Origin of the sequence: Pseudoalteromonas gelatinilytica (genome assembly GCF_001641615.1) — a bacterium.
Taxonomy (GTDB): domain Bacteria; phylum Pseudomonadota; class Gammaproteobacteria; order Enterobacterales; family Alteromonadaceae; genus Pseudoalteromonas; species Pseudoalteromonas gelatinilytica.
In genome coordinates this window covers 53379-68833 of sequence record NZ_LRRU01000016.1, presented here as the reverse complement: position 1 = coordinate 68833, position 15455 = coordinate 53379, and the positions used below count along the sequence as shown (strand labels likewise).

The window sequence follows — 15455 nt, the reverse complement described above, 5'->3', positions numbered from 1 at the left end:
AATAATTAATCATAATGCAGGTTACCTAATCCTGTTAGGCAAGTGAGCATAGCCCATACTTGCTTAGCTCCTGCATTTTTTATGGCTTCTGTCGCAGCATTTATGGTTGCGCCAGAGGTCATCACATCATCAATAATTGCCACCGTTTTTCCCGTTAAATCTTGCTGACAAACAAACGCATTTTGTAGGTTTTTAACTCTTTTCGCTTTACTTAACTGTGATTGCGCTTTGGTTGCTTTTTGCTTGAAAAGAGCAGCGCTAACACTACATTGCTGGCTTTTTAAAACAGGTAACCAAGTTTGACTGACCTGATTAAAGCCGCGTGCTAAAAAGCGCTGATTATGAAGTGGCAGCACAATAAAAAGATCGGGCCAAGTTACATTAACCTGACGAGCTATTTGCAACTGTTTGTCTATCACTTGTGTAAGTGCCACACGAAAAAACTGCTGGTCGTTAAATTTCAATTGCTTGAGCCAAAGTTTAAAAGGTGCTTGATACCACGCACAGGCAATTAAATGATCAAATTGGCTATCAGGAAATGCATCACAGATATCTGGCCTGTGTAACAGGTTTGGGTGGCGTGTAAGGTCAAATAAATTAAGGTCATCTAAACAATGCTGACACAAAGCTTGATTAGCTTGTATGTGATTTTGGCAGCTAATGCAAAAGTTGGGGAATAGTGCCTCAAGTCCTAGTTTTAAGGCATGAGAGAAGCGAGACATTGCATTCATTCCTTTAAACGCTATTATGAGCGCTAAGTGTGGTTGGGAAATACAAAATATGCAAAATGATATGGTGTTATTACATGGCTGGGGAATGAACCAAGGGGTTTGGCAAGTGATCAAACCTGAGCTTGAGTTTTTTCATGATGGTGAAGTCCGTTGCCTTGATTTACCTGGTTTTGGTAATGCGCAGTCAATTCCCACACCTTACACTTTGCATGCTGCAGCTGAGCAACTAAGTACACAGCTCAATGATCAGTCTATTCTTGTTGGCTGGTCGTTAGGGGGGCTTTTTGCCTTGTATATTGCAGCACATTGGCCTGACAAAGTAGCAAAGGTTGTGTTGGTCGCCTCAACCCCATTTTTTGCCCAAACCAACGAATGGCCGGGTATCAAACCTGACGTATTGAACGCATTTAAAGATCAGCTGGTTAGCCATAGAGAAAAAACGATAGAACGGTTTTTGGCGATACAAGCAATGGGCAGTGAATCAGCTCGGGATGATATTAAGCAACTTAAAGCACTTTTAAACCAATACCCTGCACCACAAGAGCAAGCTCTAAGTGCAGGTTTAGATATTTTACAGCAAGATGATTTACGTGAGCTTTTCGCGAAACTTACCGTGCCAGTAAGAGGTATTTTTGGGCGCTTAGATTCATTAGTTCCTTATCGTGCGATTGAAAAAATGCATGCCTTACAGCCTCAGTTTGAATATGAGGTTTTAGATAAGGCGTCACATGCGCCTTTTATTTCTCATAAAGCGGCATTTATATCAGCACTGAAATCAATGTGTTAAGCCTGCCTCTCTGAGAGGCCAGAAAAATCGTGGGATTTAGCTTTATTTTGCTCGTTTTATGAGCGATACTTAACGAGTAGATCTCACTGTTGGAGGGTGTTATGCCAATCAGTTCTGTTTTTAATAATGCGGTAGAAGGTTATAACCGTGCAAGCCAAGGTATCGAAAAGGCAAGCGCTGAGATTAGCCGTGCCTCAATTGATCAGCAAGATGATGCCCAATTAGCTCAACAACGCCAATTACAAGCGGCAACACCAAATGAAGCTGTAACTCCGCCAGTTTCACAACCTGCCCCAATCGATGAGTCGCTTGTTAATTTAAAAGTTGAAGAGTTTAATGCCAAAGCTAATATCAACACGATTCAGACTGCTGATGAAGTGCTCGGTACCTTAATTGATATCAAAGTTTAGTACTTATGAATATCGTCACTCCGTTTCCTTCGATTAATATCAACACGGCGAATGTGCACACCGAAAGTGCTCGCCGTGATAATCAGTTACGTGAAGTGATCCCGCCACCTGCTGCTGCTAAGCCAAGTAACGCTGAAAATAAAACGCTTAGTGATGGTGATAAAGCAAAACAACCAGGTACTGATGCGGGTACTTATGATGCTAAAGGTCGTCTTGCTGAAGACAAAGTGATTGAAGAACGCCAACAAGGTAGCGAGCAAGGCGAGCCTGAGCAATCAGAACAAGAGCAACAAGAAGCTAAGCAAGAACAGCAAAAAGAGCAAAAGGTTGCAGAGCAAGAGCAACAAGACGCTGAGCAAATTAAAGAGCTAAAAGCCCGTGATACCGAAGTGCGTATTCATGAACAAGCGCATGCAACAGTCGGGGGGCAATATGCAGGCTCACCAAGCTATGAGTATCAGCGCGGCCCTGATGGTACAAACTATGCTGTGGGCGGCGAGGTACAAATTGATGTTGCTGAAATCAACGGTGACCCGCAAGCCACAATCGAAAAAATGAAAACAGTGCGTGCAGCAGCGCTCGCCCCTGAAGAACCATCAGGTGCAGATCGTTCTATTGCCGCAGATGCCACACAAAAACTCGTTGCAGCGCAGGCTGAGCTAGCCAATCAATCTGATGATGACGATGCTGATTCAGGCAAATCAACATTTAAAATTCATAATGAGTATGCTGAAGATAGCGTAGCTCAAAGTAGCGAAACAAAAACAGCAAAGCGTGATGTAGAAGTCGATGAGCGCGCCACACGTATTGCTAATTTTTATCAAGCAGCAACCTCTCCAGCTAATCAAAATCAGTTCTCTGCTTTTATTTAAGCCCATACTAATTCACATTAATAATTCATCATTTAGTGGGATTAAACCTGTCCTTAACGAGGTTTTATTGCCTCAAAATAGCTCAATTTATTAAATGTTTAATCGAACTTTTATAACAGTTTCTTACATTTAGCCTACAAAAACGAATGTTGTTTCTATTGTGGGTTTGTCTTCGCTTTGGTAAATTGTGCCCGATTTATAATTAGGATGATTAAACAATGAAATACACTCTTCTTGCTTGCGCATTATCACTTGCCTCGACAACAGTAATGGCTGAAAACACTTCACCATTAAGCTATGACTATGTTGAAGCCGGATATAAAAAGACAGAAATTGATGAGCTAAACGATTTTTCTCTTTCAGGTATTGGTATTAATTTTAGTAAGCAATTTGCTGAGAATTGGTTTGTATTAGGACACTACTCAACAGCTTCGGATGACGATAAAGAATCAAGCTACTACGATGGCTATAACGTCTATGATTCATTTGGCAATTTGATTGGTGAATCTCAAATTTCATATTTAGGCAAAGTCGACCTTGATATTACTCGCTTTGAGCTAGGCCTAGGCTATATCTACTCTCTTTCTGATCGCACTAACCTTGATTTCTCAGCAAAAATTGGTCAGCTTAAATTTGAGGTGGATTCAAGTTTTTCAGTGGAAGAAACATATCAAGATTATGTACTTGAAAGTTACTCAGATAGCTACTCAGATTCAGAAACTGCAGATATTTTATCTGCTAACGTACAAATCAGGCACTTATTAACTGATTCATTTGAGATCAATGGAGGCGTTGGCTACGAGCGTTTACATGATGAAGAGAGCGAAAATAATGCAGTATTTCATGTAGGTGCAAACTATGCCTTCACGCCAGCTTGGCTTGTCAGCGCAAGCTATCGTGATGCAAATGATTACTCAGATATCTCACTGGCAGTTCGTTACAATTTCTAACTAGTTAGCGGCTAGAGAAGTTTTTCTCTAGCTGCTTTCCCTTCCCCATTTTTGTTTCTGTAATCGCATTCTCTACAAAATGCTACATTTTGTATAAATATCCCGCAAAGCGTTTATTATTAACACTCTTATGTTTATTTGCTGTTAACTTTGTATCCTAACTGTGTACGACTCGGTTTGACCATGCAAAACCCCCTCTGTATATGTTTGCCTGCTAAATAATTTAGTGTGTCAGCTCAAGTAATTTATGAGCTGTTTAGAATTAAATCAGTGGGAATCATATGCAACCTTGCAATAAGAAAATCACACACTTGAAGAAAAGCTCAGTTGCCGTACTTACAGCATTGTACGTCGGTGCTACAGGCTATGCTGCGGCAGAGCCAGGCTTTAACAAAGTGTCAGATAAAGGCTTTTATCAGCCAACATTTACAGCGGAAGATATCGCGAATTATCAACAAGAAAAACAAATCGAAGATCATCCAAGCTTATTAAAGGGGAGTGCTCAGCGCTTAAATCAGCATTACCAAAGTCAGCAGCCGGAACATGTTTTTCAACCTCAAGATGGGGTGACAGGTATTCAAACATACATTGTACAAATGCATGATGAACCTGTAGCAAGTTATCAAGGTGATATTCAAGGCTTCAGCGCTACAGCCATTACAGAGTCACGTTCTTTAATGGTAAAAGAGCGCATTGATACAGCTTCGCAAAGCGTGCGCGCGTATCAAAGCTTTTTAAAACAGCGTCAATCAACAGTATTAAGTAAGGCGCGTGCAATGGGTGCCAATATTGCGATTAAAAAGCAATTTACCCTTGCAAATAACGCGGTTGTTGTTGAAATGACACAAGCTGATGCAGAGCTTCTTGCGACGCAATCAGGCGTAAAGCGTATTACTCCTAACCGTATTTTTGAATTACGCACAGACCGCGGTCCTGAGTTTATTGGCGCAGACCAATTATGGCAGGGTTCAACACCTGCTTCATCGGTTGGTGTTAAAGGTGAAGGTATGGTTGTCGGTATTATTGATACTGGTATCAATACAGACCACCCGGCATTTGCAAGCGACGAAGAGTACAGCAAAAAAAATCCATTAGGTGCCGGTAACTTTTTAGGTGACTGTGAAGAAGAACCTGAGCTATGTAATGACAAGCTGATTGGTGTTCGCTCTTATCCAGAAGTCACAGCGATGAATGCGGATTATCAATTTGCCCGAGCTGATCGTCGTGCTGAAAATGGTGAAGATTACAATGGTCACGGCTCTCACACAGCGAGTACCACGGCGGGTAACTACATAGAAAACACGCCACTTCAAGCTGCAACAGGTGAGAAAGTCAGTGATGGTGAAAACTTACCATTCACGTTTGAAAGCACCAGCGGTGTGGCACCGCGTGCGCATATCATTTCGTACCAAGTTTGTTATGCTGGCCGTTCTGGCGATCTATACTCAGGCTGTCCTGAATCAGCAATTTTATCTGCATTTGAAGATGCGATTGAAGATGGTGTCGATGCTATTAACTTCTCAATTGGTGGTAGCGAAAGCTTCCCATGGGAAGACCCAATGGAAATGGCTTTCTTAAGTGCGCGCGAAGCGGGCATTTCAGTGGCAGCGGCAGCGGGTAACTCGGGTCCTTATTATATTTCAGCGGATCATACATCACCTTGGGTAACCACTGTTGGTGCATCAACCCATGACCGCGTGATGGATTTAGGTGTTAAAACCATTAATAACTTCCAAGGCACTCGCACGCCTTATGCTGGTGAGTACACAGGTAAGAGTTTCTCTGGCGGTATTACTGGCGAAGTTGTTCTTGCTGAAAAATACGACGACCCTAATGAAAGTGATGGTTACGATGCTGCAAGCTGTAACGCACCTTTCCCTGCAGGCACGTTTACGGCTGACCAAATTGTAGTATGTTTACGTGGTGACATTGCGCGTGTTGATAAAGCCAAGAACGTTGCTGCAGGTGGAGCAGGTGGCTTCATTTTACAAAACATTAGTTCGGCAGAGAGTATTGTTGCTGATAACTACGTGATCCCGGGTATTCACTTACCAGCAAGTGCTCGTTACACAATTCGTAACTGGGTGAATGCTAATCCTGGTGGTGCTGCTATTGCGACGATTGGCGAGCCAGAAAATAACTATTCATTTGATGCAGAAGCGGGTAATCAGCTTGCTATCTTTAGTTCTATGGGGCCAAGTTATTACATCAATAACCTTGTTCCGGACGTGACTGCACCGGGTGTTGATATTTATGCTGCGAATGCTGATGACCAACCATTTACAGCTTACCCAAGTGCATCAGATTGGACTTTCATGAGTGGTACCTCAATGGCTACGCCACATGTTACCGGCGCAATGACGCTATTGATGCAAATGCACCCAGATTGGACGCCAGCAGAAATTCAATCAGCACTAATGATGACGGCAAATAAAGTGCGTATTTCTAACGGCGTGACTTTAATTGACCCATATTACAACTTCATGGCTGGTGGCGGTGCAATTGACGTAGCACAAGCTGCAAATGCAGGTCTTATCATGGATGAGACTATTGAAAACTACCATAATGCTAACCCTCGTAACGGTGGTTTAGTTGAGTGGTTGAATTTACCTTCTTTAGTGAACAAAGACTGTGAGCTTGAATGTTCATGGATGCGTACTGTAAAGGCAACAAAAGATGGTACTTGGGATGCAACTGCTTATGGTTGGGCTGTTGAGGGTGAAGACGAAAGCTTTGGTGTAGAAGTTAGCGTAACACCAAGTAACTTCACGCTGAAAGCAGGGGAGACACAAGATGTAATGGTTACTATGAAGTTGCCAAATATCATCGAGTCTAAACTTGATCCCGTTGAAGAGGGTGCGCCTTGGGATAACATCTTAAATAAAGATGCTTGGTTCAACGGCAAAGTGCTATTTAAGAACACTGACGGCGACTTACCAGACGCTCATTTCACATTGGTTGCTAAGAATGTTATTGATGAGCTACCAACCATGGTTGATATCGATATGGCACGTGCCAGTGCATCAGAATCAATCGTTGTTAATACCGATAGCTACAGTGAGTTTACGCCGACTTATTATGGTCTTGTAAAACCAACTGAAGTTACTGCAAATATCTTAGGTGTTGCACCTTACGTGACGAAAGACCGCGTTGAAAAAGCGTGGGATATTCAATCGTTTGAAGTACCAGAAGGTACAAAACGCTTAATGGTTAAAGTTGCATCTACCGAACAAACGACTGATTTAGAAGATCTTGCTGAGCCTCGCTGGCAAATGAAAAAAGCACACTTGGTTGTGGGTTATGATGCTAATGAAAGCGGCTCATTCATGGTGTCTGATGAAGAGATTGCGGAAGATTCTACTGCACTGATCAAAGCGCTAAATGAAGAGATGATTTGTTATTCTTCAAGTAGTGTTGAAGATAACTACTGTAACATTATTGACCCTAAGCCTGGTAAATACTGGTTTGCGACTGCAGCTCTAGCAGGTTTACGTGATGTTGGTTACCAAACAGTGACGCACTACGCCATTGTTAAAGAGCAAAATACCGGTGAATTCAGTGTATCAGCGCCACAGCAGCACAGCGGCAATGGTAACTATGAAATTGCGGTAAATTGGGACCTACCTGAAGCGCAACCGAATGATGTTTACTATGGCGGCTTTGCATTAGGTAATGCTGAAGGTGCTGAAGGCACCCTCGGTTTTACATCGGTTAACTTAAAGCGTGATGCCGAAGCACTCACACTAAATGTTGACCAAGACACGGCTCGCGCTATGGACCTAGTTAACGTTAATGTAAAACTTAAAGCCAACTATGAATCAAAAGCGCGTGACTATTCATTGTCATTGACGATTCCTGAGGGCATGCAAGTTTGGCCACAAACACTAACTTCAAATAATGAGTCGGTGGCTGCTTCGTTAATCGTTGAAGGCAATACCCTGACAATTCAAGGTACACAAGACGCAACACGTAACGTACAACGTGATTATGTGGTAACCAACAACATCACTAACGAAATGTGTAAAACGCCAATGATTGATGAATTCTCGACAGGAGGATATATCGATTTATGGGGTGATTTCCGCATTCAACCTGAAGCTGCTTGGTATGAAGGTGGTTCAAATGTGTTCTTTGATGTTCCAATCGATTGGTTATTCTATAAAAATGGTGCGAAGTTTGAAATTTACAATCAAGTAAATAATAACGAAGTACGTTTACACCCAACAGGAGCAATGCAGTTCACACCTATCTGGTGGATGATGAGTGCGCACCGTGGTCCTGGTTTCTTAGTTGAAGCATTGGCACCATTCTGGCGTGGTTCGTTTGAAATCGAAAACCTTCGCCATCCGACTGATCCAACAGGCCTAACGATTGCTTCTCAATACAAAGAAGAGCGTCCTGACTTAGGTGATCTCGTATTCATGGAATTCGATAATGTGACTGATAAAAATACCGGTGACACGTTCGACTACGAAGTGATTTTGCGTAGTGGTATTGATGACCATGAAGGTATGTTCGAAGCTATCTTTGCTTACGATAACCTAGGCGCTGGTGTTGACGAAGGAACCATCTTTATTGAAGGTGGCGATAGTGTTTATTCAACAACGGCTGGCTTTAAAGAGGGTGCATTAAGCAATGTGATTGGTTATGACGACCTTGGCAAGATCTTACAAGATGACTTAGTGATCTGTTTTGATTATGTCGGCCCAGAGCAAAGTGAAGTTGAGTTTAACTTTACTGCTACGGTTATGCCTGATGCGAAAGGTTCAGTGCAAAATATCACTCTTGATTACCAACTTGGTAGCCAAGAAGGTGGGTCGTTAATGCACTCTATCGGTGTGCAAAGCAACCTGAAAATGAGCGACATTGCTGATATGACGGTAGCTGAAAATGGCCGTATCGATGGTGTTGATGTGATGGTTGTTGATGCAGATCAGTCGCCAAATGAATTAGTGGTAACGGGTGAGAATGTAACGGCTGAAATTGACGGAATGTCGTTTAACCTAATCCCTGATGCACATTTCCATGGTGAAACAATGGTGACTGTCACAGTGCAAGATAAAGCAAACCCAGCAGACAAAGTAAGTAAAGAGTTCTTACTTATGGTTGAATCTGATGGTGTAGAGCTTGGTTGTACTGATACTGCAGCATCTAACTATGATGCGACAGCGAATGAAGATGATGGTAGCTGTGAATACGCTTCACAAGTAACACCAGAAACTGAAGCGAAAGCTAAGAGCTCTTCAAGCGGCTCATTAGGTCACTTTATAGTGTTACTACTGCCATTACTTGCACTTCGTCGTCGTAAGTAATAGCGATAAAGGCTCAGCTCATGAGCCTTTCATAGCAACGTATTTGATTAAGTAAGTTGTTATACAAATAAAAAACCGCGTAAGTTTACACTCACGCGGTTTTTTATTATCGATTGATACCAGTTTGATTAAGTGAACTGGTATTATTTTTTCACTTTTGCATTGGCAAATGCATCTGCAAAGGCATTACCCATGGCAACATTGCCAAATTCGCGTTTTTGCTTAGGTGCACTTTTCGCTATAGCAGCCGGCTTAGGTTTGCTAGCGGGTGCGGCTTTGTTGCTGGTATCAACATCATCGTCTAAACGCATGGTAAAGCTAATACGTTTACGCGCAGCATCTACCTCAACGACTTTTACTTTAACAATATCGCCAGCTTTAACCACTTCACGCGGATCAGAGATAAACTTGTTAGTAATTGCAGAAATATGCACTAACCCGTCTTGGTGTACGCCCACATCAACGAAGGCACCAAAGTTAGCAACGTTAGACACGACACCTTCTAAAATCATACCTGGTTTTAGGTCGTTAATGGTTTCAACACCGGCCTTAAACTCAGCTGTTTTAAACTCAGGGCGCGGGTCACGACCCGGCTTATCAAGCTCTTTGATAATATCGGTAACGGTTGGTAAACCAAACTTTTCGTCTGTGTAATCGTTCGCAACGAGCTTGTTTAGAATGTCAGAATTACCAATTAGGCTATTTACATCTAAGCTGTTCTTCTCGCAGATACGCTTAACAACAGGGTAGGCTTCAGGGTGAACTGACGAGTTATCGAGAGGATCTGAGCCTGTGCTGATACGTAAGAAACCGGCCGCTTGTTCAAAGGCTTTTGGACCTAAGCGTTCAACTTTTTTAAGTTCAGAGCGTTTGCTAAATGAGCCATTTGCATCACGGTAGCTAACAATATTTTGCGCTAATGTTTTGTTTAAGCCAGATACGCGAGTCAATAGTGGTACCGACGCCATATTTAAGTCTACACCCACTGAGTTTACACAGTCTTCAACGACTGATGTTAGCGTTTGACCAAGTTGGCTTTGCGATACATCGTGCTGATACTGACCTACACCGATTGATTTAGGCTCAATTTTTACCAGCTCAGCAAGTGGATCTTGAAGGCGACGCGCAATAGATACTGCGCCACGTAGTGAAACATCAAGGTTTGGGAATTCATTAGCTGCAAACTCAGACGCTGAATAAACAGATGCACCGGCTTCACTAACCATAATTTTATTTAGCTTAAGCTCACTGTTCGCTTTGATCAGCTCTGCAACTAACTTGTCAGATTCACGTGAAGCCGTACCATTACCAATAGCGATTAGCTCAACTTTATGCTGGCGGCATAGTTGTTCTAAAGTACGAAGTGATTTTTCCCAGTGGTTTTGCGGTGCATGCGGGAAAATAGTTTGTGTTGTTAATAGCTTACCTGTGCTGTCAACAACGGCAATTTTACAACCAGTACGTAAACCAGGATCAAGGCCTAACGTAGTGCGTGGACCTGCAGGTGCAGCCATTAATAAATCTTTTAAGTTCTTCGCAAAAACATCAATGGCGCCGGTTTCTGCTTTTTCACGCATTGCACCTAAAAATTCATTCTCAAGATGCAGACTTAACTTAATTTTCCATGCCCATTGCACTACGCCCATTAACCAACTGCTTGCTGCCGAGTTGCTAACATCTAAGCGGTAATGATCGGCAATCATTTGTGCACACACTTGTGCCGGATTTTCAGCACTTGGCTCAGGGTTGATACTAAGTTGTAATACGCCTTCATTACGAGCACGCAGCATAGCAAGTGCACGGTGTGATGGTACTTTTTTCAGTGGTTCTTGATGCTCAAAGTAGTCGCGGTACTTAGCCCCTTCATTTTCTTGGCCAGCGATTACAGTGCTTTCAATTTGACCATGCTGAGCAATGTGGCTGCGGAATTTAGCAAGTAGTTTGGCGTCTTCTGCAAAACGCTCCATCAAAATAAATTTAGCGCCATCGAGTACCGCTTTTGTATCAGCAAAGCCTGCCTCTGCGTTAATGTAATCAGTCGCGTGTTGTTCTGGGTCGAGGCTAGGGTCGTTAAATAGTGCATCAGCAAGCGGTTCAATACCTGCTTCAATGGCTACTTGTCCTTTCGTACGGCGTTTTGGTTTGAAAGGCAGATATAAGTCTTCAAGCTCAGTTTTACTGTCAGCACTATTAATGTCAGCACTTAGCTCGGCAGTTAACTTACCTTGCTCTTCGATAGTAGCAAGGATAAAGCTGCGGCGTTCTTCTAATTCACGTAAATAAGATAGACGCTGCTCAAGTAAACGTAATTGGGTGTCGTCTAGACCACCAGTCACTTCTTTACGATAACGGGCGATAAAAGGGACTGTGGCACCTTCATCAAGTAATTTGATTGCAGCAACAACTTGTGATTGCTGGGCATTTAGCTCGGTCGCTAAGCGTGCAGAGATATTGCTCATGCATAAACCTTTTTAAAAATAGAAAATCAGTAAAACTGAAGATTAATTGCCTGAATAATATCACAATAAGAAGGCCTTAAAAGCACTGCTTTTAAGGCCTGCAAAAATAGTCTTACACAATGCAGTTTTTAACGCTTAGTGTGGGTGATCTACCTGTTGTAATACTTCGCTAAAGCCATTAGCGATTGGGTTGATATTAACAGGGATATGTAATTTTTTAGCGATTTCACGGGCTGAAATCAAACCACAAATTTCTTGTTTAGCACTGGTCACCAGTAGGAACATCATACCTTGGTGCTCCATTGTTTGTAGCGCATCACCAATACAAGCGTAGCTGATACTTTGCAGGCTCACACCCGCTAAATTGCCTAGAGGAGTCATCACATCATGCAAGGTGATTTCGTCACGATGTAAGTTTAAACGCTGCGCAAGAATCATAATTTTTGAGCTTTGTAAGTCTGCACTAGAGGTAATACCGAGTAGTTTATCTTCGTTATCAACAACTAAAATAAAATCTGAGCAACAGCTATTCGTTTGTTTTAACGCATCAACAATGGTTGTGCCGTAATGAGCGCGTAATGGGTCTTTTTGCGTAAAGCTGTTAAGTACTTTTAAAGCTGGAGAAGTGAGATCGAGTGTTGGCTCAACTTCATTCACTGCATTAGATAATGCGCCATTAGAGATATCTTGAAGACGTAATTCTTTGAAATTATTCATTTTGGTCACCATACATTTTAATAAAACTGAAATAGAAAAATTTGAGTTAATTAAAAAACAGGTGGCCCTCGCTGGTGCGCGCTATAAACAGACGCCTTAGAACAAGCATTAACATACAAAACAACACGTGCATCTGGCAGTGGTTGGGCTACATCAGCGATGAACGCAGCAGTATGTTTGTCGAGGTCGGTGTCTACGTTGGCAGGCTCTGCACTATCACACGCAATAAAATGAGCGGTTGGCGTAACACTGTCTGAATGGCTTTCTATGTCGCTGGCATAAGATATCAAACTCACACTCATTAAAAGTGCGAATACAATGGCATTACTTATTATGCGTTGTATTGCGTTTGACATAGTTACTACCTTCTAAACCTCAAGTAATGATTTATCTTGAGTACCTTTAGTTATAGATCACATTTTTAGACTAAACAATCACTAATTAACGCTTTCTGAATTTTCTGGGAAAAATTATTTTGCATCTGGATACGTTATTTCATTGATGAACCACTCCTTTGCGCCTTCAGGCGTCATCACCGAAAAGTCATCATCCACCTGTTTACCAAGTAGCGCTCGAGCCATCGGTGCATCAATAGAAATGTAGTCTTTACGTTCGTAAATTTCGTCAGGCCCGACAATACGAAAACGCTTAGTTTCACCTTGTTCATTCTCAATTTCGACCCAAGCGCCAAAGAAAACTTTACCCGCTTGCTGTGGATTGTAATCAATGATTTTAAGGTCTGGCATACGTTTACGAAGATAGCGTACACGGCGGTCGATCTGTCGTAAAACACGTTTATTAAACTGATAATCGGCGTTTTCAGAACGATCGCCTAGGCTCGCCGCCCAGGTAACAATTTTGGTAATTTCTGGGCGCTTTTCATGCCATAAGTAATCATGTTCTTGTTGTAATTGCTGATACCCTTCACGGGTTATTAAATTTGTCTTTGCCATTTTACTTAGCCAAAAAAGAAAACCAGCTGCAAGTTATAAAAGTCTATTGCCTTTGTCGAGTGGGATTTTGAAATGTTCAGTAACAATCTAAGCGCGCAATTCGTTTTTTATTCTTAACTTTTTCATTTATATTAATAAGTAACATATTACAAAAAGAATGAAAGTTATGGGACACGAAACGACAAAAGTATTGGTTGTTGATGATGATATGCGCTTACGCAGTTTGCTAGAGCGTTACCTTGTAGAACAAGGTTTTATTGTTCGTACAGCAGCAAATTCAGAGCAAATGGATCGCTTATTAGAGCGCGAAAACTTCCACTTGATTGTATTAGATTTAATGTTACCAGGTGAAGATGGTCTTTCAATTTGCCGTCGTTTACGTCAAAAAGAAAATGACATTCCTATTGTTATGCTTACAGCGAAAGGCGATGAAGTAGACCGCATCATTGGTTTAGAGCTCGGTGCAGATGATTACATTCCTAAACCATTCAATCCACGTGAATTACTCGCGCGTATCAAAGCAATTTTACGTCGTCGTGCTAAAGAAGTGCCGGGTGCCCCTGCTGCCGAAGAAAACGAAATTAGCTTTGGTGAGTTTACTCTTAACCTTGCGACCCGCGAAATGAGTCATGGTGACAAAACAATGTCGTTAACCAGTGGTGAGTTTGCAGTTTTAAAAGCCTTGGTAACACATCCTCGTGAGCCGCTTAGTCGCGACAAGCTAATGAATTTAGCACGTGGTCGTGACTACAGTGCGCTAGAGCGTAGTATTGATGTTCAGGTATCGCGCTTACGTCGTATGATTGAAGTGGATGCGGCAAATCCTCGTTATATCCAAACAGTATGGGGCTTAGGCTACGTATTTGTGCCAGATGGTGAAAAATAACAGTAATGGGCATGTTTCCACGTAGTGCGTTTGGACAAACGGTATTTTTGGTTGCGGCCCTGCTGTTAATCAATCAAATTGTCTCTTATATCACTGTCAGTTTTTATGTTGTTAAACCCACCATAGAGCAAGTTAACTTGATCCTATCGAAACAGGTGAAAACCGTGTTTATTGAATGGGAAGAGGGCGTTGAGGTTAGCAAAGAAGCCTCTGACAAGTTTTTTGAGATCACCGGCATAGAAGTGATGACGCAGCGCCAAGCGATGAGTGAAGGGCTTGCTGAAACTCGCGAGTATTCTATGCTGTCGCGCAGTATGTCGAAAGAGCTCAATGGTTCTGCTCGAGTACGCATTAGTCAGACCGATCCACTTGTTTATTGGGTTGAAGCCCCGCAAGCTCCGGGTTATTGGGTGCGCGTGCCGCTCACAGGCCTGCAAGAAAACAACCTAAAGTTTCTAACCTTCTATTTATCGAGTATTGGTTTTTTAAGTGTACTCGGTGGGTGGTTGTTTGCCCGTCATCTAAATAGACCTTTGAAAGCACTGCAACAAGCGGCTGTTAAAGTAGGAGTAGGTGACTTTTCTACCAAATTAGAAGAGCAAGGCTCTACTGAAGTGATTGAAGTAACCCGTGCGTTTAACCAAATGTCACGGGGGATTGCTGCCCTTGAGAACGACCGTCGATTATTAATGGCAGGTGTTTCTCATGACTTGCGCACGCCGCTTACACGTATTCGCTTAGCCACTGAAATGATGTCGGACGATGAAGATTACCTGCGAGAAGGGATCATTCATGACATTGAAGACATGAACGCGATTATCGACCAATTCATTGAATACTTACGTCATCACAAACGTGAAGAACTTGAGTTAGAAGATTTAAACGCGATTGTTTCAGAGGTCGTTGAGGCTGAGCAAAAGCATAATCGCACCATTACCTTCAAAGAAAACCCAAGCTTAGGTGAAGTGCCGGTGAGTATGGTAGCAATAAAGCGTGTTGTTACTAATATGATTGAAAACGCAATTCGCTATTCAGATGGTGATATCGAGGTCGAAACTCGCGTGAGCAGTAATAAAAAGTTTGCCATGGTGGTGGTTAATGATCACGGCCCGGGGATCCCTGAAAGCGAACTTGAAACCGTATTTGAACCGTTCAAACAAGGTGATGCGGCACGTGGTAGTGAAGGCAGTGGCTTAGGTCTTGCGATAATTAAACGTATTGTCGATATGCACGGCGGCCGAGTGCAGCTACTTAATCGCCCAGAAGGTGGCCTCAGTGCCCAGATTTATTTACCGTTTTAAAAGTATTTAGCTTTAAGCCTTAAGCTATAAGTTTCAAGCAGCCCGAGTAGGCTGCTTTTTTATTGCCATAAAAAAGC

At 42.4% G+C, this 15455-nt stretch carries 12 protein-coding genes; 7 read left to right on the top strand and 5 right to left on the bottom strand.

Translation table 11 applies throughout. The annotated features are described in order from the left end of the window. Nucleotides 1-5: 5 nt before the first annotated feature. On the bottom strand, nucleotides 6-722 hold the full coding sequence (locus NH153_RS07310) for a ComF family protein (RefSeq protein WP_063702424.1): 717 nt from the start codon (nucleotides 720-722) through the stop codon (nucleotides 6-8). Between the two features lie 58 nt (nucleotides 723-780). Between NH153_RS07310 and bioH the strand changes: the two genes are divergently transcribed. From bioH to NH153_RS07285, 5 genes are all read left to right on the top strand, one after another. After that, the gene (bioH, locus tag NH153_RS07305; protein WP_063702544.1) at nucleotides 781-1518 is read left to right on the top strand and encodes a pimeloyl-ACP methyl ester esterase BioH; all 738 of its coding nucleotides are present in this window, start codon (nucleotides 781-783) and stop codon (nucleotides 1516-1518) included. A 101-nt stretch (nucleotides 1519-1619) separates the two neighbouring features. Next, entirely contained in the window at nucleotides 1620-1928 is a 309-nt protein-coding gene (locus NH153_RS07300) for a hypothetical protein (protein WP_054554434.1), read from the top strand. A 5-nt stretch (nucleotides 1929-1933) separates the two neighbouring features. Continuing rightward, complete coding sequence (locus NH153_RS07295) at nucleotides 1934-2800, top strand: putative metalloprotease CJM1_0395 family protein (protein WP_063702421.1); 867 nt, start codon at nucleotides 1934-1936, stop codon at nucleotides 2798-2800. A 218-nt stretch (nucleotides 2801-3018) separates the two neighbouring features. After that, nucleotides 3019-3750, top strand: a complete 732-nt coding sequence (locus NH153_RS07290) for an outer membrane beta-barrel protein (protein ID WP_063702419.1) — start codon at nucleotides 3019-3021, stop codon at nucleotides 3748-3750. Between the two features lie 281 nt (nucleotides 3751-4031). Beyond that, nucleotides 4032-9062 carry a S8 family serine peptidase gene (locus tag NH153_RS07285; RefSeq protein WP_063702417.1) on the top strand — a complete coding sequence of 1677 codons (5031 nt, stop codon included), beginning with the start codon at nucleotides 4032-4034 and terminating at the stop codon, nucleotides 9060-9062. A 143-nt stretch (nucleotides 9063-9205) separates the two neighbouring features. On the opposite strand, the gene NH153_RS07280 is transcribed toward NH153_RS07285, so the two are convergent. The 4 genes from NH153_RS07280 to greB form a co-directional block, all read right to left on the bottom strand. Further along, nucleotides 9206-11521 carry a Tex family protein gene (locus tag NH153_RS07280; RefSeq protein WP_063702415.1) on the bottom strand — a complete coding sequence of 772 codons (2316 nt, stop codon included), beginning with the start codon at nucleotides 11519-11521 and terminating at the stop codon, nucleotides 9206-9208. Nucleotides 11522-11656: 135 nt separating this feature from the next. Further along, a complete protein-coding gene (locus NH153_RS07275) occupies nucleotides 11657-12238 on the bottom strand; it encodes a CBS domain-containing protein (protein ID WP_063702413.1) in 582 nt (193 codons plus the stop codon). A gap of 50 nt (nucleotides 12239-12288) precedes the next feature. Beyond that, nucleotides 12289-12594: a hypothetical protein gene (locus tag NH153_RS07270; protein WP_063702411.1), complete on the bottom strand. Its 306-nt coding sequence runs from the start codon at nucleotides 12592-12594 to the stop codon at nucleotides 12289-12291. Nucleotides 12595-12708: 114 nt separating this feature from the next. Beyond that, entirely contained in the window at nucleotides 12709-13191 is a 483-nt protein-coding gene (gene greB / locus NH153_RS07265) for a transcription elongation factor GreB (protein ID WP_063702409.1), read from the bottom strand. A 166-nt stretch (nucleotides 13192-13357) separates the two neighbouring features. Between greB and ompR the strand changes: the two genes are divergently transcribed. Next, complete coding sequence (gene ompR, locus NH153_RS07260) at nucleotides 13358-14077, top strand: osmolarity response regulator transcription factor OmpR (protein ID WP_063702407.1); 720 nt, start codon at nucleotides 13358-13360, stop codon at nucleotides 14075-14077. A 5-nt stretch (nucleotides 14078-14082) separates the two neighbouring features. Next, the gene (gene envZ, locus NH153_RS07255) at nucleotides 14083-15378 is read left to right on the top strand and encodes a two-component system sensor histidine kinase EnvZ (RefSeq protein ID WP_063702405.1); all 1296 of its coding nucleotides are present in this window, start codon (nucleotides 14083-14085) and stop codon (nucleotides 15376-15378) included. Nucleotides 15379-15455: the final 77 nt, after the last annotated feature.